22 protein-coding genes and 1 riboswitch are annotated in these 23239 nt (G+C 72.1%); all 22 genes read left to right on the top strand.

What is annotated here, in order from left to right:
• Positions 1-18: 18 nt before the first annotated feature.
• Entirely contained in the window at positions 19-870 is an 852-nt protein-coding gene (locus tag ACWEPL_RS32415) for a dihydroorotate dehydrogenase electron transfer subunit (protein ID WP_350729091.1), read from the top strand.
• Positions 860-1837, top strand: coding sequence for a dihydroorotate dehydrogenase (locus tag ACWEPL_RS32420; RefSeq protein WP_350729093.1), 978 nt, complete (start codon positions 860-862; stop codon positions 1835-1837). Before ACWEPL_RS32415 ends, ACWEPL_RS32420 begins: the two co-directional genes overlap by 11 nt.
• A 49-nt stretch (positions 1838-1886) precedes the next feature.
• Positions 1887-2582, top strand: coding sequence for an orotidine-5'-phosphate decarboxylase (pyrF, locus tag ACWEPL_RS32425; RefSeq protein ID WP_397366291.1), 696 nt, complete (start codon positions 1887-1889; stop codon positions 2580-2582).
• 809 nt (positions 2583-3391) lie between these two features.
• On the top strand, positions 3392-3715 hold the full coding sequence (gene mihF, locus ACWEPL_RS32430) for an integration host factor, actinobacterial type (RefSeq protein WP_020541698.1): 324 nt from the start codon (positions 3392-3394) through the stop codon (positions 3713-3715).
• 116 nt (positions 3716-3831) lie between these two features.
• Positions 3832-4425 carry a guanylate kinase gene (gene gmk, locus ACWEPL_RS32435; RefSeq protein WP_185072975.1) on the top strand — a complete coding sequence of 198 codons (594 nt, stop codon included), beginning with the start codon at positions 3832-3834 and terminating at the stop codon, positions 4423-4425.
• A 5-nt stretch (positions 4426-4430) separates the two neighbouring features.
• Positions 4431-4700, top strand: coding sequence for a DNA-directed RNA polymerase subunit omega (gene rpoZ / locus ACWEPL_RS32440; RefSeq protein ID WP_043638590.1), 270 nt, complete (start codon positions 4431-4433; stop codon positions 4698-4700).
• 8 nt (positions 4701-4708) lie between these two features.
• A complete protein-coding gene (gene coaBC / locus ACWEPL_RS32445) occupies positions 4709-6016 on the top strand; it encodes a bifunctional phosphopantothenoylcysteine decarboxylase/phosphopantothenate--cysteine ligase CoaBC (RefSeq protein ID WP_452438432.1) in 1308 nt (435 codons plus the stop codon).
• Positions 6017-6157: 141 nt separating this feature from the next.
• A complete protein-coding gene (locus ACWEPL_RS32450) occupies positions 6158-6520 on the top strand; it encodes a hypothetical protein (protein WP_452438433.1) in 363 nt (120 codons plus the stop codon).
• 128 nt (positions 6521-6648) lie between these two features.
• Entirely contained in the window at positions 6649-7836 is a 1188-nt protein-coding gene (gene metK, locus ACWEPL_RS32455) for a methionine adenosyltransferase (protein ID WP_452438434.1), read from the top strand.
• Positions 7837-8092: 256 nt separating this feature from the next.
• Positions 8093-10204, top strand: coding sequence for a primosomal protein N' (locus tag ACWEPL_RS32460; protein ID WP_363963635.1), 2112 nt, complete (start codon positions 8093-8095; stop codon positions 10202-10204).
• A gap of 49 nt (positions 10205-10253) precedes the next feature.
• The gene (locus ACWEPL_RS32465) at positions 10254-11687 is read left to right on the top strand and encodes a hypothetical protein (RefSeq protein ID WP_452438435.1); all 1434 of its coding nucleotides are present in this window, start codon (positions 10254-10256) and stop codon (positions 11685-11687) included.
• A gap of 37 nt (positions 11688-11724) precedes the next feature.
• Positions 11725-13059: a hypothetical protein gene (locus ACWEPL_RS32470; protein WP_363963639.1), complete on the top strand. Its 1335-nt coding sequence runs from the start codon at positions 11725-11727 to the stop codon at positions 13057-13059.
• Between the two features lie 28 nt (positions 13060-13087).
• Positions 13088-13636, top strand: a complete 549-nt coding sequence (def, locus tag ACWEPL_RS32475; protein WP_350729109.1) for a peptide deformylase — start codon at positions 13088-13090, stop codon at positions 13634-13636.
• Between the two features lie 4 nt (positions 13637-13640).
• A complete protein-coding gene (fmt, locus tag ACWEPL_RS32480; protein WP_363963641.1) occupies positions 13641-14567 on the top strand; it encodes a methionyl-tRNA formyltransferase in 927 nt (308 codons plus the stop codon).
• Positions 14568-14609: 42 nt separating this feature from the next.
• On the top strand, positions 14610-16088 hold the full coding sequence (locus tag ACWEPL_RS32485; RefSeq protein ID WP_452438436.1) for an RsmB/NOP family class I SAM-dependent RNA methyltransferase: 1479 nt from the start codon (positions 14610-14612) through the stop codon (positions 16086-16088).
• A gap of 200 nt (positions 16089-16288) precedes the next feature.
• Positions 16289-17515 carry an RNA-guided endonuclease InsQ/TnpB family protein gene (locus ACWEPL_RS32490; RefSeq protein ID WP_452438437.1) on the top strand — a complete coding sequence of 409 codons (1227 nt, stop codon included), beginning with the start codon at positions 16289-16291 and terminating at the stop codon, positions 17513-17515.
• A 12-nt stretch (positions 17516-17527) separates the two neighbouring features.
• Positions 17528-18190, top strand: coding sequence for a ribulose-phosphate 3-epimerase (rpe, locus tag ACWEPL_RS32495; RefSeq protein WP_363963645.1), 663 nt, complete (start codon positions 17528-17530; stop codon positions 18188-18190).
• Positions 18191-18220: 30 nt separating this feature from the next.
• Complete coding sequence (locus ACWEPL_RS32500; RefSeq protein ID WP_363963646.1) at positions 18221-19030, top strand: oxygenase MpaB family protein; 810 nt, start codon at positions 18221-18223, stop codon at positions 19028-19030.
• 75 nt (positions 19031-19105) lie between these two features.
• A riboswitch (FMN riboswitch) is annotated at positions 19106-19236 on the top strand.
• Between the two features lie 111 nt (positions 19237-19347).
• The gene (ribD, locus tag ACWEPL_RS32505; protein WP_452438438.1) at positions 19348-20583 is read left to right on the top strand and encodes a bifunctional diaminohydroxyphosphoribosylaminopyrimidine deaminase/5-amino-6-(5-phosphoribosylamino)uracil reductase RibD; all 1236 of its coding nucleotides are present in this window, start codon (positions 19348-19350) and stop codon (positions 20581-20583) included.
• The gene (locus ACWEPL_RS32510) at positions 20583-21173 is read left to right on the top strand and encodes a riboflavin synthase (protein ID WP_363963648.1); all 591 of its coding nucleotides are present in this window, start codon (positions 20583-20585) and stop codon (positions 21171-21173) included. Before ribD ends, ACWEPL_RS32510 begins: the two co-directional genes overlap by 1 nt.
• A complete protein-coding gene (locus ACWEPL_RS32515; protein ID WP_363963650.1) occupies positions 21170-21829 on the top strand; it encodes a nicotinamide mononucleotide transporter family protein in 660 nt (219 codons plus the stop codon). The genes ACWEPL_RS32510 and ACWEPL_RS32515 overlap by 4 nt, the downstream gene beginning before the upstream one ends.
• Positions 21826-23043: a bifunctional 3,4-dihydroxy-2-butanone-4-phosphate synthase/GTP cyclohydrolase II gene (locus tag ACWEPL_RS32520; RefSeq protein WP_355191694.1), complete on the top strand. Its 1218-nt coding sequence runs from the start codon at positions 21826-21828 to the stop codon at positions 23041-23043. The genes ACWEPL_RS32515 and ACWEPL_RS32520 overlap by 4 nt, the downstream gene beginning before the upstream one ends.
• The last annotated feature ends 196 nt before the right edge of the window (positions 23044-23239 follow it).

The following is a 23239-nucleotide window of genomic DNA, read 5'->3' on the forward strand; positions in this document are numbered from 1 at the left end:
CGACTGGCCGGCACTCCGGTGCAGGTGACGGGCACGGTGCTGACCACGCGCCGGGTCGACGCCTACCATGCGCTGACGGTGGTGGCGCCCGGCATAGCCGAGCGCTACCGCCCCGGTCACTTCGTCTCCGTCGCGGTCGGCGGGGGCCAGACGTCGATGGTGACGCGCCGCGCGCTGTCCATCCATGACGTCAAGTCCGACTACGGCGGCACGGTCGAGCTGGTCTTCACCGCCCGTGGCCCCGGCACGGCCTGGCTGGCCGAGCGGCGCGCCCGCGACACGCTCGACCTGGTCGGGCCGCTCGGCCGGCCCTTTCCGCTGCCGCGCGACCCGGTGCACTGCGTGCTGGTCGGCGCCGAGTACGGCTCCGCGTTGCTGTTCCCGCTGGCCGACGCGCTGCTGGCGCGGGGCTGCCGGGTCGACTTCGTGCTGGGCGGGGCCGGGGCCGAGCGGGTGTTCGGTGCCATGCGGGCCCGCCGCATCGCCGAGACCACCACGCTGACCACCGAGGACGGCTCGCTCGGGCTTCGCGGCAAGGTCACCGACGCGCTACCCTCGGTGATCGCCGACACGCGGGCCGACGCGGTCTACGCCTGCGCTCCGATGGAGACGCTGCGGGCCGTGACGGCGGTGTCGATGGAGTTCGACATCCCGGTGCAGGTGGCCGTCGAGGAGTCGATGGCCTGCGGCATCGGGGTGTGCATGACGTGCGTGCTGCCCGTCATCGGGGATGACGGAGTGACCAGGATGGTGCGGGCATGCGCGGAAGGACCGGTGTTCCGGGGGGAGCGGGTGCGCTTCGAGGACGTGGGAACGATCCCGTTCGACGCGCTCGGCGCCCCCGGAGGCGGTGCACGACATGTCAGTTGATATGCGGACATTTCTGGCGCATGTGGAGCTCGCGAACCCGATCACCACGGCCGCCGGATGCGCCGCGTCCGGGCGGGAGCTGGCCCAGTTCTTCGACCTGCACCGGCTCGGGGCGCTGACCACCCGCTCGATCACCATGGCCCCGCGCGCCGGGCGGCCCACGCCGCGCATGGCCGAGACGCCCTCGGGCATGCTCAACGCGGTCGGCCTGCAGGGGCCGGGCATCGACGCGTTCCTGGAGCGCGAGCTGCCCTGGCTCGCGCAGCGGGGCATCAAGACCATCGTCTCGATCGGCGGCGGCACCGTCGCCGAATACTCCGAGCTGGCCCGCAGGCTCGCCGACGCGCCCGGGGTCACCGCTCTCGAGGTCAATCTCTCCTGCCCGAACATGGAGGACCGCGGCCGCGTCTTCGCCCGCGAGGGCAGCGCCGCGGCCGAGGTGATCGCCTCGGTCCGCTCGATCATGCGCTACGACGTGCCGGTCGTGGCCAAGCTGGCCCCCGACGTGGCCGACATCGTGTCGGTCGCGCGGGCCTGCGTGGACGCGGGGGCCGACGCGCTGTCCATGATCAACAACCCGCTGGGCATGGCCATCGACACCGAGGCGCTGCGGCCCTCGCTCGCCGCCGTGACCGGAGGGCTGTCGGGGCCCGCGATCCTGCCGCTCGCCGTGCGGTGCGTGTGGCAGGTCCACGCCGCCCTGCCCGGGGTGCCCCTCATCGGCATCGGTGGCGTGATGAGCGGCAGGGACGCCTTCCAGCTGGTCCTGGCGGGCGCCTGTGTGGTCGGAGTGGGCACGGCGCTGTTCCACGACCCCTACGCCTGCCTGCGCATCGAACGCGAGCTTGAGGACCTTCTCAGGGCCCGCGGCTTCCAGCGCCTGGCCGACGCCGTCGGCCTCGCCCACCGCCCGCCGGGGAGCGCCCCCCGCCACCTGCTCGTCGACTCCGAAGAGAGCACACCATGATCATCAGCTGCCGTATCGAGGAGAGCCCGTCTTGAGTCCCGCCCCGCTCCTGACTCCCGCGCCCATCGCCGTCGCCCTGGACGCCCCGGACCTGGAGACCGCCGCCCAGTGGGCGGCCCTGGTGACGCCGCACGTCAGCACGGTCAAGGTGGGCCTGGAGCTCTACCTCCGCTACGGCCCCGACGTGATCGCCTCGGTGCGGGGGGCCAGCGGCGTGCAGGTGTTCCTCGACCTCAAGCTCCACGACATCCCCAACACCGTCGCCGGCGCCTCCCGCGCCGTCTCCCGGCTGCGCCCGGCCATCCTCACCGTGCACGCCGCCGGGGGCCCCGCCATGATCCGCGCCGCCGTGGAGGCCGCCGACCCGCAGACCCAGATCGCCGCGGTGACGATCCTCACCTCGCTGTCGGAGGCCGACCTGGCGCGCATCGGGCTCGTGGGGCCCGCCGACGACGCCGTGCGCCGCCTGGCCGCCCTGTCGGTGGAGTCGGGCGCCAAGGGGCTGGTGTGCTCGCCCAACGAGGTGTCCGCGGTGCGGGCGGAGGTGGGGGAGGGGATCACGCTCATCACGCCGGGGGTGCGGCCCGCGGGGGCCGACACGCAGGACCAGGCGCGGGTCGCCACGCCCGAACAGGCCCTCGCCGACGGCGCCGACCTCCTCGTCATCGGCCGCCCCATCACCGCCTCCCCCGACCCGGGCGCAGCCGCCGCCGCCATAGCCTCTTCTCTCCGCCGCGCCTCTTAACCCACTCTTTGCAGCTTCACCCTGGGTGGTGCGCCGTTCAAGCCATCCATCCTTTACGGCTCCGCACGGTGGGCCGCACGCGCCGACGTGGGTTGCCGTCCGTCATGGCCGGTCGTGAAGGCTCACGGGCCGGTCGCCGTGACGACGCGCACTCTTGACCGGCTCCGTGGCGAGTCGCCGGCCCATCGCGCCCGCACCCTCGGCCAGTCGGCCCCCTCAGCCGGCCGGCGCCTGCCGTTCCGCCCATCGGAGCACTCGCCCCGACCGGGTGGGCGACTGGCCCCTCGGCCCAAGCCGGTAGTCGATCGCCCTTCGGGCTCACCGTCACGGTGCTCGACGTGGCGCGGTCGGGTCCGCGACGCGGGTGATTGCGTGGCGCGGTGGGTGGGTGATCCGCGGGCTCGGATCGGGGTGGTGGGTCCCTTGGCGCGGGGGGTGCCGTCCATGGGGTGGGCGGCGGGATTGTGGATCATGCCGTGCCGGGGTGCCTGGCAAGATCGTAATGCATCCGCGGGGGCCTGCGCACGCGATCTTCGGAATGGGTTTCGGCCCTGGTCTGGGCGGGATTTCGGACATCGGTGGGTGGCTGGAATGCGATCATCGTTGCGTTTCGCGACACCGTCGCGGTCCGACGCGCGAACCGGGAAGTGAGGGCGATTTGATCAGCACAATGTGATTTTACGATCACGCAGAGTGATGAAGTGGATTTTGTGAGGAGAGAAACGGCGCTTGACGTTGCTTAGGGGGCGATGACCAGCTAGTTTCCCTTCCCGTCCGAGTACATCGACAGAAATTCGAGGTGACCCGGCGTGGCTCTTCCTCCACTGACCCCTGAGCAGCGCGCCGCAGCCCTGGAGAAGGCTGCCAAGGCCCGTAAAGAGCGTGCCGAGGTCAAGAACCGGCTCAAGCATGGCGCGGTTTCTCTGGCTGAGGTGCTCAAGGATGGGCAGACCGACGACGTCATCGGCAAGATGAAGGTGTCGGCTCTGTTGGAATCGCTCCCCGGCGTCGGCAAGGTCCGCGCCAAGCAGCTCATGGAGCGGCTTGCCATCGCCGAGTCCCGCCGCGTGCGGGGTCTCGGCGCGAACCAGAGGGCCTCCCTCGAGCGCGAGTTCGGTGGCAACGAGAGCTAATCTCTGTTCCACAAGAAAGCGCAGGTTCAACGGGGGGTAGGAAAGTGACCGACAGGTCCTGGTCCGGCGAAGTCAGTGCCTACGAGGCATTCGGGCCCGGCGCGGAGGTCGGATTCTTGCCCTTGAGCGAACGGCGGCTGACGGTCCTTTCAGGGCCGTCGGGCGTCGGAAAGTCCACGGTCGTCGCCGAGCTCCGGCGGGCACACCCCGCGGTGTGGCTGTCGGTCTCGGTGACCACCAGGAGGCCCCGTCCCGGTGAGGTGAACGGGGTCCACTACTACTTCGTCGACGGCGAGGAGTTCGACCGGCTGGTGACGGCCGGGGAGCTGCTCGAGTGGGCGGAGTTCGCGGGAAACCGCTACGGCACGCCGCGCGAGCCGGTGCTGAAGAAGCTCGCCGACGGGGTCCCCACCCTGCTCGAGATCGACCTCGAAGGCGCCAGGCAGGTGCGCAGGAGCATGCCCGAGGCCCTGCTGGTGTTCCTGGCCCCGCCCACCTGGGAGGAGCTGGAGAAGCGGCTGCGTGGCCGTGGCACCGAGCCCGAGGACGTCATCGCGCGCCGCCTGGAGGCGGGGCGGGTCGAGATGGCCGCGGAGCAGGAGTTCGACTTGACACTCGTGAACACGAGCGTCCAAGACGTGTGCCGCCGGCTGATAGCCTTGATGACTGACCCTCAGGGGGTCACGACAACCACCAACCGAGAGGTCTGACAATCGTGGCAGGCACCACCCCGGCCGCGGAGGGCATCACCAACCCGCCGATCGACGCGCTGCTCGACATCGTCGACAGCAAGTACTCCCTGGTGATCATGGGCGCCAAGCGCGCCCGCCAGATCAACGCTTACTACTCCCAGCTCGGCGAGGGCCTGCTGGAGTACGTCGGCCCGCTGGTCGAGACGCACGCGCAGGAGAAGCCGCTGTCCATCGCGCTGCGCGAGGTCTCCGAGGGCCTGCTCAACGCCGAGCCCATCGAAGGCGCGGTCTGACTCCTTCGATGAAGGTCGTCCTGGGCGTCAGCGGCGGCATCGCCGCGTACAAGGCTTGCGAGCTGCTTCGCCTGTTCACCGAGTCGGGGCACGAGGTGCGGGTCGTGCCGACCCGCGAGGCGCTGAAGTTCGTGGGCGCGCCCACCTGGGCCGCCCTGTCCGGCAACCCCGTGTCCGCCGAGGTCTGGGACGACGTTCACGAGGTGCCCCACGTGCGGATCGGCAAGCAGGCCGATCTCGTCGTGGTGGCGCCCGCGACCGCCGACGTGCTCGCCAGGGCGGCCCACGGGCTGGCCGGCGACCTGCTCACCAACACGCTGCTGACGGCCACCTGCCCGGTCGTGTTCGCGCCCGCGATGCACACCGAGATGTGGCAGCACCCCGCCACCCGCGCCAACGTCGAGACGCTGCGCGAGCGGGGCGCCGTCGTGATCGACCCCGCCGTCGGGCGCCTCACCGGCGCCGACACCGGCCCCGGGCGCCTGCCCGACCCCGCGGAGATCTTCGAGGTCTGCCTGCGGGTGCTGCGCGGCCGGCCCCGCGACCTGGCCGGGCGCAAGGTCGTCGTCTCCGCCGGAGGCACGCGGGAGGCGATCGACCCGGTCCGCTACCTCGGCAACCGCTCCTCGGGGCGGCAGGGCTACGCGCTGGCGCGCACGGCGGTCGCCCGGGGGGCCGAGGTGACGCTGGTGGCGGCCAATGTCACGCTGCCCGACCCCGCCGGGGCCAAGGTCGTACGGGTGGAGTCGGCGTCCGAGCTGCGCGATGCGGTGCTCGCCGCCGCGGCCGACGCCGACGCGGTGGTCATGGCCGCCGCGGTGGCCGACTTCCGGCCCGCCACACGGCACGAGGCGAAGATCAAGAAGACGGACGGCGAGCCGGAGCCGATCTTCCTGGCCAAGAATCCCGACATCCTCGCCGAGCTCGGCACCCTCCGCCGTGAGGCCCGCGCCGCGCGAACGCGCCCCGCAGCCGCGGCCCAGCCCTTCCCGGCCGCCGCGGATCCGGATCCTGTCGTCGCAGGGCTTGAGCCGGGTGGTGTCGTGCCGCGCCGGGAGCGTGGGGCGTACCCCGAGGTGATCGTCGGGTTCGCCGCCGAGACGCACGACGTGCTCGCCAACGGTCAGGCCAAACTCGCCCGCAAGGGGTGCGACCTGCTGGTCGTCAACCAGGTGGGGGAGGGGCTGGCGTTCGGCACGCCCGACAACGCGGCCACCGTGCTGGTGGCGGGCGGCGACCCGGTCGAGGTGCCGTTCGGGCCCAAGGAGGCCCTCGCCGACGTCGTGTGGGACCTCGTGGCGGCCCGCCTTCCCTAGCGTGGCCCCGGCCCTTCCGGGATGTGCGTATCCGGTGCTCGTACCCGGCGTTGGACCGTTCGAATCGTGCAAGAGCGATTACCCGATCACCTATTGCTCCACCCCTATCGCCTGCGGATACTTGGGGCGAAGGGGGATGGAATGCCGGTGGGTTCTGCTGTCAGAGACCGTTGTAGAACATTGCTCGGCGACCAGGGGGAGATCCGCTACGTCTTTCCGGCGGTGTCGGCGGGACCCGGCGGGACGGGGAATTTCCTGATCGTGGTCACCGCTTCCTCGATATCGGTGCTGGCCACCAGGACGCTCAGGAGCGATCGGCCGGTCGCGGTGTTCGCGGAGTTCCCGCGACACACCAGGCTCGGCCCCATCCTGCCTGGACCGGTCATCGAGCTGGACTCCATGGTGTTCGAGTTCGATGAGGAGTACGCCGCGGTGGTGGCGGCCGCCGACGCGGAGATCTTCGCGCCGGAGACCCTGCCGCCCGACCCCCTGCCCGAGCTGTGACGGAAACAGGAGCGCGGACGGTTTCGCGCCCTGGCGCCGGGTGGGGCTAGACTTCGGCGAGGCCCAGGTATGCCCATGCGTCCCGGGCCTTAAATCCGTCAGCAGCCGCTGCATGAGGAGCCACTGAGTTGTCACGTCGCCTGTTCACCTCCGAGTCGGTCACCGAAGGCCACCCGGACAAGATCGCTGACCAGATCAGTGACGCGATTCTCGACGCCATGCTCAAGGACGACCCCAAGAGCCGGGTCGCGGTCGAGACGCTGATCACTACCGGCCAGGTCCATGTCGCAGGCGAGGTCACCACCGAGACCTACATCGACATCCCGGCCCTCATCCGGGAGAAGATCCTCGAGATCGGCTACGACGCCTCCCACAAGGGCTTCGACGGCGCTTCGTGCGGCGTGTCGGTGTCCATCGGCGCCCAGTCCCCCGACATCGCCCAGGGCGTCAACGACGCCTACGAGAGCCGGGTCGACCAGGCCGAGGACGAGCTGGACCGCCAGGGCGCGGGCGACCAGGGCCTCATGTTCGGCTATGCCTGCCGCGAGACCCCCGAGCTCATGCCGCTGCCGATCACCCTGGCCCACCGGCTGGCGCAGCGGCTGTCGGAGGTGCGCAAGAGCGGCACGGTGCCCTACCTCCGTCCCGACGGCAAGACGCAGGTGACGATCGAGTACGACGGCGACACGCCCGTCCGCCTCGACACCGTGGTGGTCTCCACGCAGCACGCGGCGGAGATCGACCTGAAGGAGATGCTGACGCCGGACATCAAGGAGCACGTGGTCGACCCCGTGCTGGCCGGCCTCGAGCTCGACACCGAGGGCTACCGCCTGCTGGTCAACCCGACCGGCCGCTTCGAGATCGGCGGCCCGATGGGCGACGCCGGCCTGACCGGCCGCAAGATCATCATCGACACCTACGGCGGCATGGCCCGCCACGGTGGCGGCGCCTTCTCCGGCAAGGACCCGTCCAAGGTCGACCGCTCGGCGGCCTACGCCATGCGCTGGGTGGCCAAGAACGTCGTCGCCGCCGGCCTGGCCGACCGGTGCGAGGTCCAGGTCGCGTACGCGATCGGCAAGGCGCAGCCGGTGGGTCTGTTCGTGGAGTGCTTCGGCACCGAGAAGCTGCCGGTCGAGAAGATCCAGGACGCCGTCCTCCAGGTCTTCGACCTGCGCCCGGCCGCCATCATCCGCGACCTCGACCTGCTGCGCCCGATCTACTCGGAGACCGCCGCCTACGGCCACTTCGGCCGTGAGGGCTTCTCCTGGGAGTCCACGGACCGCGCCGAGGCCCTGCGCACCGCCGCCGGCCTTTGACCCACGCCGTCCGAGCTCAAGGGGCGCCGCCTTGGTGTGCGGCGCCTCTGGGCGTGTCAGGCGCGCCCCGGAGCCGGCGCGGCTCCGGAAGGCGGCCCTCGCGGCCTTGAGGTCCGGGGACGCGCGGCGTGCTCGACGACCGGCCCACCTGGGTTGACGCGGCCTTCCGGCGCGCCCGTGACCGCTGGGGACGCGTGGCCCCGGCAACCGTTCCGCTCTCGCTCGGTCACGGCGAACGGTCTGGTAGACGTTATGCGTGACCGACTCCGACGACGCCCTTCTGCCGCTCGACGCCGTGCGGCCCCCAGCGTCGTCGAAGGACACCAAAGGGGCCCCCGCGCCCGCCCCTGAGCGCCCCGTGGCGAGGGTTGTGGTGGACAGCCCGCTGCCGCACCTCGACCGCCCCTTCGACTACCTGGTGCCCGACTCCATGCATGAGACGGCCGGGCCGGGCGTGCGGGTGCGGGTGCGGTTCGCGGGCAAGCTGGTCGACGGGTTCCTGCTGGAACGGGCGGACGAGAGCGACCACGACGGCAGGCTCATGCCGCTCGAACGCGTGGTGTCCCCCGAACGCGTGCTCACCCCCGAGATCGCCGGACTGGCCAGGGCGGTCGCCGACCGGTACGCGGGCACCCTGACCGACGTGCTCCGCCTGGCCGTCCCGCCCCGCCACGCCAAGGCCGAGTCGGAGGAGCCCGCCAAGCAGGACCTGCCGCCCGCGGAGCCGTCCCAGACCGAAAGCGCATGGAACGCGTACCCGACCGGCCCCTCCTTCCTCGGCGCGCTGCGCGACGGGCGCGCGCCCCGCGCCGTGTGGTCCGCCCTGCCGGGCGCCAGGGGATGGGCGGGGGCGACGGCCGAGGCCGTGCGGGCGACGCTGGACGGCGGCAGGGGAGCGGTCGTCGTGGTGCCCGACGGGAAGGACGTGGCGCTGGCCGACGGCGAGTTCGCCCGGGTGCTGGGGCCGGGCAGGCACGTGGCGCTCACCGCCGACCTCGGCCCGGCCGAGCGCTACCGCCGGTGGCTGAAGGTACTGAGAGGCCAGGTGCGGGCCGTTGTCGGCACCAGGGCCGCGATGTTCGCCCCCGTCGCCGATCTCGGCCTGGTGGCCATCTGGGACGACGGTGACGACCTTCACGCCGAGCGCCTGGCGCCGTATCCGCACGCCCGCGAGGTTCTCGGCCTGCGCGCCCACAGGACCGGCGCCGCGATGCTCATCGGCGGATACGCGCGCACCGCCGAGGCCACCCAGCTCGTCGCCTCCGGCTGGGCCAGGCCGATCGTGGCCGCCCGCACGATGATCAGGGGCCTGGGCCCCCGGGTGCGCCCCGCGGGCGAGGACGCCGAGCTGGCCAAGGACCAGGCGGCCCGCCAGGCCAGGCTGCCCAGCCTCGCCTGGCGGGCCCTGCGCCACGGCCTGGACAGCGGGCCCGTGCTGGTGCAGGTGCCCAGGCGCGGCTACCTGCCCGCCCTGGCCTGCCGGCACTGCCGTACTCCCGCCCGTTGCGCCCTGCCCCCCACGCGGAGGACGGCGCTGCCGCCGGACCCGCACGCCGGCACGGCCTTCCCGATGCCGGAGGCCCCGGCGGAGGCCGGTCACCTGTGCCACGGGCCGCTCGCCCTCCGGGGCGGCCACGCGGCCCCCTACTGCCGCTGGTGCGGCCGGGTGGACGCCGACTGGCGCTGCTCGTCCTGCGGCAGCCCCAGGCTCCGCGCCGTGGTCACCGGCGCCCGGCGCACCGCGGAGGAGCTCGGCAGGGCCTTCCCCTCCGTGCCGGTGCGCACGTCGGGCCGCGACGGCGTCCTGGCCACCGTCCCCGCCACCCGCGCGCTGGTCGTCGCCACGCCGGGCGCGGAGCCCGTGGCGGAAGGTGGCTACGCGGCGGCCGTGCTGCTCGACGGCTGGGCGCTCCTGGGCAGGGCCGACCTGAGGGCGGGCGAGGAGGCGGTGCGCAGGTGGATGAACGCCGCCGCCCTGCTCCGCCCCGCCGCCGAGCTGGTGGTGCTCGGCGACGCCGCGCTGCCCGCCGTTCAGGCCCTGCTGAGGTGGGACCCCGTCACCCACGCCGAGCGCGAGCTGGGCGACCGCGCCGAGCTGGGCTTCCCGCCGGCGGTGCGGATGGCCACGCTCACCGGCGTGGCGAGCGCGGTCAGGCAGATGCTCGACGAGGTACGCCTGCCGCCCGACGCCGAGGTGCTCGGCCCCGTCCCCGTGGACGAGGCGGGCCAGGAACGCGCCATGATCCGGGTACGGAGGTCCGGCGGAGCGGCCCTGGCAGCCGCGCTCAAAGGGGCCAGTGGGGTGCGTGCGGCGCGTAAGACGCCCGATGTCGTGAAGGTGAGTGTCGACCCGCTCGACCTGATTTAGACCATTTCCCCGATTCGCTCATCTGAAGGCCAGCCGTTAGCGTGCCCATGTGTCGATCGAATGGGTGAACCAGGCCATCGACGACCTGCGCGCTTGGGGGCACGCGCGGGAAGTCGAGGTGGACGCGGACGAGGTCCGCCTGCTCTGCGACTACGCCAGCGACTATCTCAACGTCAACGAACTGGGCGACTTCAGCCCGGAGACCTTCGACGAGCTGCTGCTGTCCATCTACCCGCGCAAGGTCATCGCCCCGCCGGAGAGCGCTCCGGAGACCGTCGCCGCCGCCCGCACCTTCGTCGACTACCTCAGCGAGGCGGGCGCGGTCCCCGAGCCGACGGCGGTGCTCATGCGCGACAGGCTCGACGACATCGCGCCGCGCATGCCCGAGGCCCTCGCCGACCCCGCGAACTTCGGCATGGCCAAGAGCCTCTTCAGCTCCATCGGCCCCGAGTCGCTCGAGCGGGCGATCGCCATCCCCTCCGGCGAGGTGCCCGACCTGGGCGAGGCGCCCTGCGACTGTCCCGGGTGCACCCCGCTGCCCGCGGCCCGGCTGGCCGCGCGGGAGGACCTCGTCGCGGCGCTGGAGAGCGTGCCCCTGCTGGCCGAGGACCCGCTACCCGACACCGGCGACCCGCTGGAGAGCTGGGCGGCGCGCGTCGCCGACCTGGTCGAGCGGCACGAGGGCCATTACGACCTGTTCGACATGCTCTACCGGCTCCAGGTGCGGGTGCCCGTCACCGTGATCGGCGACTACCTCGACGAGATCGCCGAGGACGGCGAGGCCGACCTGGCCGGCACGCTCGACCGGCTGTCGTGGTGCGGCATGATCCAGGTCACGGACGACACCGCGGAGCTCACCCCGCTGGCCGTCTGGGGGCTGCGCGAGCACTACCTGTCGCTCGACCTCGACGCGCCCGAGGCCCCCGACCTGGCCGAGGCCGACGCGCTCGGGCTCATCGAAGGGCTGCTCGACGGCGTGCCCGCCGAGCTCGCCGAGCAGGACATCAGCCGCTGGCTGAGCGGCCGGGCCTCCGGCGAGGCCGCCGCCGAGCTGCTGGCCGCCGCCTCCGGCGCGCCCGCCGTGGCCCGCGGCATCGCGATCACCATCGTCGACCGGCTGGGCGCCGAGGCCGAGAGCCAGGTCCGCGACCACCTCGACGACCAGGAGCTGCGCCCGCACGCCATCCACTGGCTGGCCGCCAGAGGGCTGCCGGCGCCCCAGCTCACCCAGGAGGAGCTGCTCTGGGTCAGCGTCGACATGCTGGCGCTCGCGATGCCCGCGGCCGAGGAGGATCCCGAGATCTTCGCCGAGAACATGGCCGCCTCGGGCCCGCCCGCCCATATGATCGAGGAGATGTGGCGGGTCGACCACCCCGACGTCGTCGAGGTCCTGGAGCTGCTGGGACGCTCCATCCCCGACGGCACGGTCGCGAAGGCGGCACGCAAGGCGGCCTTCAAAGCCCGGTCCCGCGCCATCCGTTGAGTACGCCCATGTGACTCCTGTGCAGTAAGTTTCGTGGGTGGCAAACAACGTCTTCGACCTCGCCGAGCTGCGCAAGCTGATCGATGAGCAGGCCGCCGTGCCCCCACGGCCTCCTGAGGAGACTCCCGTGGAGCACGAAGCGCTGACGTTCCCGCCGGTCCTGCTCGCGCCCGACGCCGAGCTGGCCGCGGCGGTGCCCGGGGTGCCGATCGTCGCCGACGCCATCAGGCTCACCACGTGGACGGGCAGCCGCCAGGTCACCCCGCAGGGGCACCTGAGCGAGGCGGACGCCGAGGCCGCCGCCCGGGAGCTCGGCCTGCCCGCCGCCCGGCTGCGCCTGATCTGGATCGTCGCCGTCAACACCGGGCTGCTGCAGATCCTCGGCGGCCGCGTTTCGCGAGGGCCGCTGTCGATGCAGCTCACGGTGGAGGCCATCCTGGAGTTCTGGGACGGCGTGGTCATGGACGTGCTCGACCGCGCCGACGAGGGCCTGACGGGCTCCGCCGTGGTCGACGGCCACCTGGCCGAGATGCTCGCCACGATCTACTCCGTGCGCTCCGGCGTGGCCACCGCCAACCTCGCCAGGGGCATCCTCCAGTCCCACGAGGTCGCCTGCGCGCCCGGCCCGGTCGAGATGCGCCGGCTGGCCGCAGCGCTGCCCGCCGAGCTGCTGGAGGCGCTGTCGCTGCTGACGTACTGCGGGCTCGTCGAGCAGACCGCGGCCGGCCGCACCGCGCTCACCCCGCTCGGCGTCTGGGCCATCCGCCGCGACCTGCTGCGCGAGGGCCACGACGCGCCGACGGCGGCCGAGGTGGAGGTGTTCGCCGACCTGTCGGCGGCCGAGCTGGTGGCGGAGCTGGTCAAGGGTTCGGCCACGCAGAGCGCCGTCGCCGGGTGGCTGGAGCGCCGCGAGCCGGAGTCCGCGGCCCGCGACCTGATCGAGATCGCCGCGTCCGGCACCGCCGGGCAGCGCGGCGCGGTCGGCGCCATCCTCGAGGAGCTGGGCCCGGAGGCCGAGGGGCCCGTCAGGCAGGCGCTCGGAAATCCGCTGATGCGCCGCTACGCCGCCTCCTGGCTGCACATCCGCGACCTCGAGGCGCCCACGCTCAGCCCCGAGGACCACACCTGGATCGCGGTCGACTCCCTGGCCGCGCTCATGCACCTGTCGGGCCCGGCCGCGGGCCGGCTCGACACGCCCGAGCCGGGTGAGGACCTGATCAAGCTGGTCGGCGAGATGACCGCGGTGGACCATCCCGACACGATCGCCGTGCTCGACATGCTGGCCTCCGCCCACGACGACCAGGCCGTGGTCAAGGCGGCGCGCAAGGCGGCGATGAAGGCGCGCTCCCTGGAGAGCACTAAACTGGGTTGATCCACAGACGAGAAACGGAGTAACCCCCTTGGCGATCCAGTCGATCCGGCTGTTCGGAGACCCGGTGCTGCGCACCCCGGCGGCCCCGGTCGTCGACTTCGACAAGGAGCTCCGCAAGCTGGTCAAAGACCTCACCGACACGATGATGGACGCGCCGGGCGCCGGCCTGGCGGCCCCGCAGATCGGGGTCGGGCTGCGGGTGTTCACCTACTACGTGGACGAGCAGCTCGGCCACGTGATCAATCCCGACCTCGACCTGTCCTCGGAGCTGGACGAGGAGGGCGAGGAGGGCTGCCTGTCCTTCCCCGGCCTGTCCTACCCGACGCCGCGCGCCATCCGCGCCGTCGCCAAGGGCTTCAACATGCACGGCGAGCCCGTCACGCTGGAGGGCACCGACCTGATGGCCCGCTGCTTCCAGCACGAGACCGACCACCTCGACGGCATCCTGTTCATCGACCGCATGGACCCCAAGCAGCGCAAGCTGGCCATGAAGGCCGTGCGCGAGGCCGAGTGGAGCGGCCTGTCCGCCCCTGTGATCAAGGTCTCGCCGCACGCCACCGGCGGAAGGGCGCTCTGAGAGCATGCGTCTCGTCTTCGCGGGCACGCCGGAGACGGCGCTGCCGTCGCTGCGCGCCCTGATCGACTCGCCGCGCCACGAGGTCGTCGCGGTCGTCACCCGCCCCGACGCCCAGTCCGGGCGCGGGCGCAAGGTCCACCCCTCGCCGGTGGCCGAGCTCGCGGAGGAGGCGGGCATCGAGGTGCTCCGCCCGGCCAAGGCCGGCGACCCGGAGTTCCTCGACCGGCTGCGCGCGCTCGAGCCCGACTGCTGCCCGGTGGTCGCGTACGGGGCCCTGCTGCCGCAGTCGGCGCTGGACATCCCTCGCCAAGGGTGGATCAACCTGCACTTCTCGATCCTGCCCGCCTGGCGCGGGGCCGCCCCCGTGCAGCACTCGATCCTGCACGGCGACGAGATCGGCGGGGCCACGACGTTCCAGATCGTCAAGGAGCTGGACGCCGGGCCCGTCTACGGCGTGGTGACCGAGGAGATCCGCCCGGACGACACCAGCGGGTCGCTGCTGGAGCGGCTGTCGGTGTCGGGGGCGGGGCTGCTGGCCGCCACCCTCGACGGCGTCGAGGACGGCAGCCTGGAGGCCCGGCCGCAGCCCGCCGAAGGCGTGACCATCGCCCCCAAGATCACTGTGGTCGACGCCCGGATCGACTGGACCAAGCCCGCCATGCACGTCGACCGCCGGATCCGGGCCTGCAGCCCGGCGCCCGGGGCGTGGAGCGAGTTCCGGGGGCAGCGGGTGAAGCTGGGGCCCGTGCGGATGGTGCCCGGCGAGCGGCTGCCCGAGGGCGAGATCGCCGCCTCCAAGGCGAGGGTGCTGGTCGGGACGGCCACCGACGCGGTGGAGCTGGGTGAGGTGCAGCCGCAGGGCAAGCGGCTCATGGGGGCCGTGGAGTGGGCCCGCGGGGTTCGCCCGGAGAGTAAAGAGATCTTCAAGTGATCCGGCGGGCCGGCGCACGAGGCGTGAGGGAAGTCTGAGGGGATGAGGACGAGGGGGGACCAGGGCGCCGGAGGCAGGGGCGGCGGGACGCGCAGGCCGCCGAGGCCGACGCGCGACCACGCCCGCAACGCGGCCTTCGACGTCGTACGCGCGGTCGACGAGCGCGACGCGTACGCCAACCTGCTGCTGCCACGGCTCCTGCGCGATCGTGGCATCAGGGGGCGCGACGCGGCGCTGGCGACCGAGCTCGCCTACGGGACGCTGCGCGGGCTCGGCACCTACGACGCCGTCATCGAGATGTGCAGCGACCGCGTGCCCGACCCGGACGTGCGCGACGCGCTGCGGCTGGGCGCGCACCAACTGCTGCGCATGCGCGTCCCGCCGCACGCGGCCGTCGGCACCACCGTCGATCTCGTACGCCTGCGCATCGGCGCCGGGGCGGCCAAGTTCGTCAACGCGGTGCTCCGCAAGATCGGCTCCAGGACGCTCGAAGAGTGGGTGCCCATCGTCGCGCCCGACCCGGCCGACGACCCGGTCGGCCATCTGGCGATCGCCTACGGCCACCCCCGCTGGATCGTCTCCGCCTTCCGCGACGCGCTCGGCGGGCCCGACGAGATGCCCGACCTGCTCGACGCCGACAACGCCCGCCCCCTGGTGACGCTGGTGGCGCGGCCGGGGCGCAGCTCGGTGGAGGAGCTCGAGGCCGTGGGCGCCCTCCCCGCCCGCTATTCGCCGTACGCGGCCTACCTGCGCGAGGGCGATCCGGGCCAGATCGAGGCCGTGGCCGAGACCCGCGCCGCCGTCCAGGACGAGGCCAGCCAGCTGGTGGCGCTCGCCCTGACCCGCGTCCCCCTGGAGGGGGACGGCGACGAGCTGTGGCTCGACATGTGCGCGGGTCCCGGCGGCAAGGCGGGCCTGCTCGACGCCATCGCCACCCATGGGGACCTCGCGGGGCTGAGCAAGGAGGCCAGGGACCGCGCCCACGCCCCGGCCGCCGGCACCGGCCCGACGGCCTTCCCCGGGGGCGCCCGGCTGGTGGCGGCCGACCTGCAGCAGCACCGGGCGCGGCTGGTCTGGCAGACGACCAGGGACGCGACCGTGCTCACGGCGGACGGCACCGAGCCCGCGTGGCGGCCCGGGGTGTTCGACCGCGTGATGCTCGACGCCCCCTGCACCGGTCTGGGAGCGCTGCGGCGGCGGCCGGAGGCACGCTGGCGGCGGGATCCGCACGGGATCGCCGAGCTGGGCAAGCTGCAGCGGCGGCTGCTCGGCACCGCGCTGGACGCCGTACGCCCCGGCGGTGTCGTGGCGTACGTCACGTGCTCCCCGCACCTGGCCGAGACCCGGGTCGTGGTCGGGGACGTGGTGGCGCGCCGGAACGACGTCGAACAGCTCGACGCCCGCGCCTACCTGCCCGAGGCCGACGACCTGGGCGACGGCCCGCACGTCCAGTTCTGGCCGCACCGGCACGGCACCGACGCCATGTTCCTGGCCCTGCTCCGCAAGCGTCCCCAGGCGTGATCCGATCGCCGGGCGGGGCTCCGCCCGGATGCGGGCCGAGCCACGACGTGGCCCCCTGCCTGTGGCAGAGCAGGGGGCTCGTTGCTTCGAGCGAGTGTCTCCAGCAAAGTGAGCGAAGCCGGGACCGATCTCCCGCGTGAAGCGCATGCAGACCTCTCCGTTCGCCTACGGATCGGCCTGATTCGAAATAGGATGCGAGCGTGCGCACGGCCTACAAGGTGCGGGCTTATCCCACCCCCGAACAGGCCGCAGTGCTGGCCCGCACGTTCGGTTGCGTGCGCCTGGTATGGAACAAGGTCTTGACCTGGCGCCAGGCGCGTTACCACACCGAAGGCCGCAAGACCTCCTACGCCCAGACCGATCGATACCTGACCGAGCTCAAGCGCGACGCTGAGCACGGCTTCCTCTACGAGGTGTCGTCGGTGCCGTTGCAGCAGGTGCTCAGGCATCAGTACGCGGCGTTCGTGAACTTCTTCGCCGGACGTGCCCGCTACCCACGGTTCAAGTCCCGGTCGGGTAAGCAGTCGGCCACTTACACCCGCTCAGCGTTCCGCTGGCGCGACGGGCGATTGCACCTGGGCAAGATGGATGGTCCGCTGGAGTTCGTGTGGTCCTGGCCGCACATCGACCCCGCCGCGATCAATCCGACCACGGTGACCGTCTCTCGAGACCCGGACGGCCGCTGGTACGTCTCCATCGCCGTCGACACCCGAAGTGACGACAGTACGAGAGGCGATGGCGAGCAGTTCCCACCACCCCTGCACGCGGTGGGCGTCGACATGGGTGTGAAGGACTTCGTCGTAACCAGTGATGGGGACCGGATCGCAAACCCGCGCTTCCTGGAACGCAAGGCCCGTAGCCTGGCTCGCTATCAGCGCAGGATGGCCCGCAAACAGCGTGGGTCGAATAACCGGGCCAAGGCCAAGACCAAGATCGCCCGCGCCCACCGCAAGGTGCGCAACGCCCGCGCCGATTTTCTGCACCGGACTTCCACACGGCTGGTCCGCGACAACGACGTGATCGTGATCGAGGACCTTGCCGTCAAGAACATGATCCGCAACCGGAGCCTGGCCAAGGCGATCTCCGATTGCGGTTGGGGTGAATTCCGCCGCATGCTGGAGTACAAAGCGGCCCGGTGCGGCCGCCATCTGATCGCGGTCGACCGCTGGTATCCCTCGACCAAGACATGCTCGGGCTGCGGGTATGTGCTCGAGGAGCTGAGCCTTTCCACCCGGCACTGGACGTGCCCGGGCTGCCGCTCCCGGCACGATCGGGACATCAACGCGGCCAAGAACATCCTGGCGGCAGGTCTTGCCGTGTCTGCCTGTGAAGGTGGTGTCAGACACGCCGGGTCCTCCGGGGTGCAACCGCCGGTGAAGCAGGAACCACTGGAATCCCCGTGCTTCGGCGCGGGGAGTAGTCAATAGACTTGGCCAATCATGGCCGTACAGATCTCGCCCAGCATCCTCGCCGCCGACTTCGCCAGGCTCGCCGACGAGGCCGCCGCCGTGCCCAATGCCGACTGGCTGCACGTCGACGTCATGGACTACCACTTCGTGCCCAACCTCACCATCGGGTTGCCCGTGGTCGAGGCGTTGCGCAAGGCGACCCCGACGCCGCTCGACTGCCATCTCATGATCGACGACCCCGACCGCTGGGCGCCGCAGTACGCGGAGGCCGGGGCGGGCAGCGTGACCATCCACGCCGAGGCGGCCAAGGGGCCGATCAGGACGCTGCGCGAGATCCGCTCGCTCGGCGCCAGGGCCGGTCTCGCGCTCAACCCGGCCACGCCCGTCGAGCCGTACGAAGACCTGCTGGCCGAGGTCGACATGCTGCTGCTGATGACCGTGGAGCCGGGGTTCGGCGGGCAGAAGTTCCTCGACGGGGTGCTGTCCAAGGTCCGGCGGGCGCGGCAGATGATCGAGCGGCACGGCGGGCGGGTCTGGCTGCAGGTCGACGGGGGAGTCGACGCGGGCACGATCGAGCGGTGCGCGGACGCGGGCGCCGACGTGTTCGTGGCGGGCAGTGCCGTCTACGGCGCCTCCGACCCGAGCGCCGCCGTTGACGCTCTCCGGGCCGCCGCCACCCTCAAAAGCGCATAAATCACCCATCGCCTGGGTAACCATTCACTTATGGGCGACCATGGGATCTTCGGGCCCCGCTCGGTGACGTGGCGGGTGATGGGCGAGCCGATCCTGCTGGTGGGCGGCATCCGGGCGCTGCTGATGCAGGGCCTGCATCCGCGGGCGATGCGCGGGGTGCTGCAGAACTCCGCGCTCATGGATCCCCATGAGGCCTGGTCGCGGTTCGTGCGGACCACGGAGTTCGTACGCGTGCGTACGTACGGGACCGATGCCGAGGTCGAACGGGCGGGGCGGCGCGTCCGCAAGATCCACAAGAACCTGACCGCCTACGACCCCGACACCGGCGTCACCTTCCACCTGGACGAGCCGGACGCCCTGCGCTGGGTCCACGTCGGCGAGGTCGACTCCTACCTGTCGGTCGCCCGGCGGGCCGGGGTGCGGCTGACGGACGCCGAGGCCGACGCGTTCGTGGCGGAGTGGCGGCGGGCGGCCGAGGTGGTGGGGTTGAAGGCGGAGGACGTTCCGGGGTCGGTGGCCGAGTTGCGCGACTACATCGACGCCGCGCGGCCGGGGCTGCGGTTCGTCCCCGAGGCGGCCCACCCGCTGCGCCTGTCGCTGAACGCCCCGCTCCCGCGCATGCTGACCCCGCTCAAGCCCGCGCTGCCCGCGCTGACGTTGCTGTCGTTCGCCACGCTGCCGCGCTGGGCGAGACGGCTGTACGGGCTGCCCGCCACTCCGGTCGGCGACCTGTGGGCCACGGCGACCCTGCGCACCCTGCAGACCGGGATCGGCCTGGTCCCGGGGGACGTCCTCTACAGCCCCGCCGCCCGGCGGGCGCGCCGGCTCATGGCCGCTTGACCTAGCGCTTGGTCAAATATGCCGGGCCGGTCGCGCAGGGCAATTCGGGCATGGCACACTGGTAGCCAAGAGAGCTAGCGTGCTCCGGGGTCGGTGTAATTCCGAACCGGCGGTTACAGTCCGCGACCCGGCCGATGCCATCGGCCGGTTGACCTGGTGAAATTCCGGGACCGACGGTTAAAGTCCGGATGGGAGGAAGCGCGCGAGGTGTCCGGTGTCCCAGCCGGGCGCCTGCCCTGATGCACAGCAGGATCAGGGCCGAAATCCCCCGGGGCCCGCCGTGGCTTGGAGCTACTGGCGAGTAGGAGTACCCCGGGGTGGAGATACCCGCGCAGGACGCCGCGCACATGGCGCGCGCCGTCGAACTGGCCGGGCACGGACACGGCACCACCAGCCCCAACCCCGTCGTGGGCTGCGTCGTGCTCGACGCCGGCGGCCAGGTGGCGGGCGAGGGCTTCCACGCGTACGCGGGCGGGCCGCACGCCGAGGTCGTGGCGCTGGCGCAGGCGGGGGAGCGGGCGCGGGGCGGCACCGCGTACGTGACCCTCGAGCCCTGCGACCACACCGGCCGGACGGGGCCGTGCAGCCTGGCGCTGCTGGCGGCGGGGGTCGCGCGGGTGGTGATCGCGGTGCCGGACCCCAACCCCAAGGCGGCCGGCGGCGCTGCCCGGCTGCGGGCGCACGGGGTCTCGGTGACGTCCGGGGTGCTGGGCGCCGAGGCGGAGCGGGTCAACGAGGAGTGGCTGACGTACGCGCGGCTCGGGCGATCGCACGTGACCTGGAAGTTCGCGGCCACGCTCGACGGGCGGTCGGCGGCCGAGGACGGGACCAGCCAGTGGATCACCTCACCCGCGGCCAGGGCGGACGTGCACCGGCTGCGGGCCGCCGCGGACGCGATCGTCGCCGGGATCGGCACCGTCCTCGCCGACGACCCCCACCTCACGGCCCGCCCCGGCCCCACAAACGGCCTCACAAACGGCCCCACAAACGACCCCACCTCGGCCGGTTCCGCGTCGGTCGGTCGCGGTTCGGAGGCGCGCGTCGGCCGGGTGGCCCCCGTGTCGGAGACGCGTCCCGGCGGAGGGGCGGGAGGTGGGGAAGCGGGCAGGCGGCGGCCGTTGCGGGTCGTGCTCGACACGCGGGGCAGGACGCCGCAGGACGCCCGGGTGCTCGACGACAGCGCCCCCACGCTCGTCGCCATCGCCGAGGACGCCGACACCGGGCTCAAGGCCGACCTCCTCCGTCTGCCCCGCGACGGCCGCGGCCTCGACCTCGAAGCCCTCCTCAAGGAGCTGGCCGCGCGCGAGGTCGTCAGCGTGTTCGTGGAGGGCGGCCCCACGCTCGCCGGGGAGTTCCTGCGGCGGGGCCTGGTGGATCGCGTGGTCGCGTACCTGGCCCCCGCGTTGCTCGGCTCCGGGCGGGCCGCGCTCGGCGCGGCCGGGGTGGGGACGATCGGCGAGATGCACCGCCTGACTTTTGACGAAATTTCCCCCATAGGGCCGGATGTGCGGTTGATCGCCCGGCCTGCCACCCAACCAGGCAGGGAGCAGTGATGTTCACCGGAATCATTGAGGAAAAGGGCGAAGTGGTGGCCATCGACCAGGCGGGCGGCGGGGCCGTGCTGTCGGTGCGCGGCCCGGTCGTCACCTCCGACGCCAGGCACGGCGACTCGATCGCGGTCAACGGCGTGTGCCTCACCGTCGTCGAGGTCGAGGACGGCGTGTTCACCGTGGACGTGATGAGGGAGTCGCTCGACCGCAGCTCCCTCGGCGGGCTGAAGCAGGGCTCCTCCGTGAACCTGGAGCGGGCCGTACGCGCCGACCAGCGCCTCGGCGGCCACATCGTGCAGGGCCACGTGGACGGCACCGCCGTGCTGCTGTCCAGGGAACCCGGCGAGAGCTGGGACGACGTGCGGTTCTCGCTCCCCGAGGCGCTGAGCCCGTACGTGGCGGAGAAGGGCTCGATCGCGATCGACGGAATCAGCCTGACGGTGACCACGGTTGATGACGACAGCTTCGGTGTGAGCCTCATCCCCACCACGCTCAAGCTCACGACCATGGGCGAGCGCCAGGTGGGTGACACCGTGAACATCGAGGTCGACGTGATCGCGAAGTATGTGGAAAGGCTGGTGGTCAGGCAGTGAACTGGGCCGACGCCGGATTCGATGTATTCGGCACTCATGTGCTCTGGACGGACCTGATCGGCAATATCGCCGCCCTGTCGACGGTCCTGCTCGCCATGCGCAAGTCGATGTGGACCTGGCCGGTGCAGTTCGCCGGTTCGGTGCTGCTGTTCATCGCCTCGATCAACGCGCACATCACCGGGAACGCGCTCAAGCAGGCCCTGTTCGCGGGCCTGGCGGTCTACGGCTGGTGGGCGTGGCGGCGCGGCACGCAGGACGGCAAGCAGCTGCGCGTCCGCCCCGCCGCGTGGTGGGAGCGGTCGCTGCTGATCGGCGGGATGCTGCTGGGCACGGCCCTGGTCGGCCTGCTGTTCTTCGTCACCGGCCTGTCGTGGGGCGCGCAGGTGCCGCTGCCGAAGGGCGCCTTCCTGGTGGCCGCCGACGCCTACATCTTCGTCGGCAGCGCGATGGCCACCTGGGCGCAGGGCCGGGCGCTGGTGGATTTCTGGATCGTGTGGGTGGCCGTCGACCTGGTGGGCGTGCCGCTGGCGTTCAGCTCGGGGCTGGTGGTCTCCGGGTGGGTGTACGGGATCTTCTTCGTTCTGGTGGTGATCGGGTTCGTGAAGTGGCTGCGTGAATACCGGGCGGCCGAGGTCGGCGTGGCGGTGGCGCCATGAGTGACATCAAGCTGGACCCCATCGAGCGGGCCATCGACGACATCCGCAACGGCCGGCCCGTCGTCGTGGTCGACGACGAGAGCAGGGAGAACGAGGGCGACCTCATCTTCGCCGCGGCCAAGGCCACGGTGGACCTGTGCACGTTCACGATCAGGCACACCAGCGGGATGATCTGCGTGGCCATGGAGGGCAAGGAGCTCGACCGGCTCGGGCTGCCCCTCATGGTGGTGCACAACAAGGAGCGCATGCGCACGGCGTACACGATCACCGTGGACGCCCGCGACGGCGTCACCACGGGCATCTCCGCGGCCGACCGGGCGCAGACCATCCGCACGCTCGCCGACTCCGCGACCGAGCCCAACGAGCTGGTGCGCCCCGGGCACGTCTTCCCGCTGCGCTACCACGAGGGCGGCGTACTGGCCAGGCGCGGCCACACCGAGGCGGCCGTGGACCTGGCCCGGCTCGCCGGCCTGTCGGCCGCGGGCGCGCTGGCCGAGGTGGTCAACGACGACGGCACCATGGCCAGGCTGCCCGAGCTGCGCCGCTTCGCCGACGAGCACGACCTGGCGCTGGTCTCCATCGAGGATCTCGTCGACTACCGCCGCCGGGCCGAGAGCATGGTCACGCGGGTGGCCGAGACGCGGCTGCCGAACGCGTACGGGATGTGGCGGGTCTACGGCTACGCCAGCGCGCTCGACGGCGGCGAGCACGTCGCGCTCGTCTTCGGCGACCTGTCCGACGGCGAGAACATCCTGGTCCGGGCCCACTCCGAGTGCCTGACCGGCGACGTGTTCGGCTCGCTGCGCTGCGACTGCGGGGTGCAGCTCGGCAACGCCATGTCGGCCATCGCCCAGGAGGGCCGCGGCGTGGTCGTCTACCTGCGCGGCCACGAGGGCAGGGGCATCGGCCTGCTGGCCAAGCTCAAGGCGTACAACCTGCAGGACAACGGCAGCGACACCGTCGACGCCAACGTGGAGCTGGGGCTGCCGGTGGACGCGCGGGAGTTCTCCAACGCGGGGCAGATCCTGGCCGATCTCGGCGTCAGGTCGGTGCGGCTGCTCACCAACAACCCGGCCAAGCTCAAGGGCATGGACGGGTACGGCATCAAGGTCCTCGGCCGCGAGCCCCTGCCCGTGGCCATGAACCCGCACAACGAGCGTTACCTCACGGCCAAGCGCGACCGCCTCGGCCATCACATCTCGGAGGCATCGTGAGCGAGCGTAGCGAGCGACCAATCAGACACAGCCGGGTGCCGCTCATGCGGCCGACGGAGGAGGCCGCATGAGCGGCGAAGGCAGGCCGGGCGTCGCGGCGCCCGACGCCTCGGGGCTGAGCACCGACGACGTGCCACCCCTGCGCGAATACCTCGGCGAGATCGGCGACGAACTCGCCGGCTACGGGCTGGAGGGC

Source organism: Nonomuraea sp. NPDC004186 (assembly GCF_053603495.1).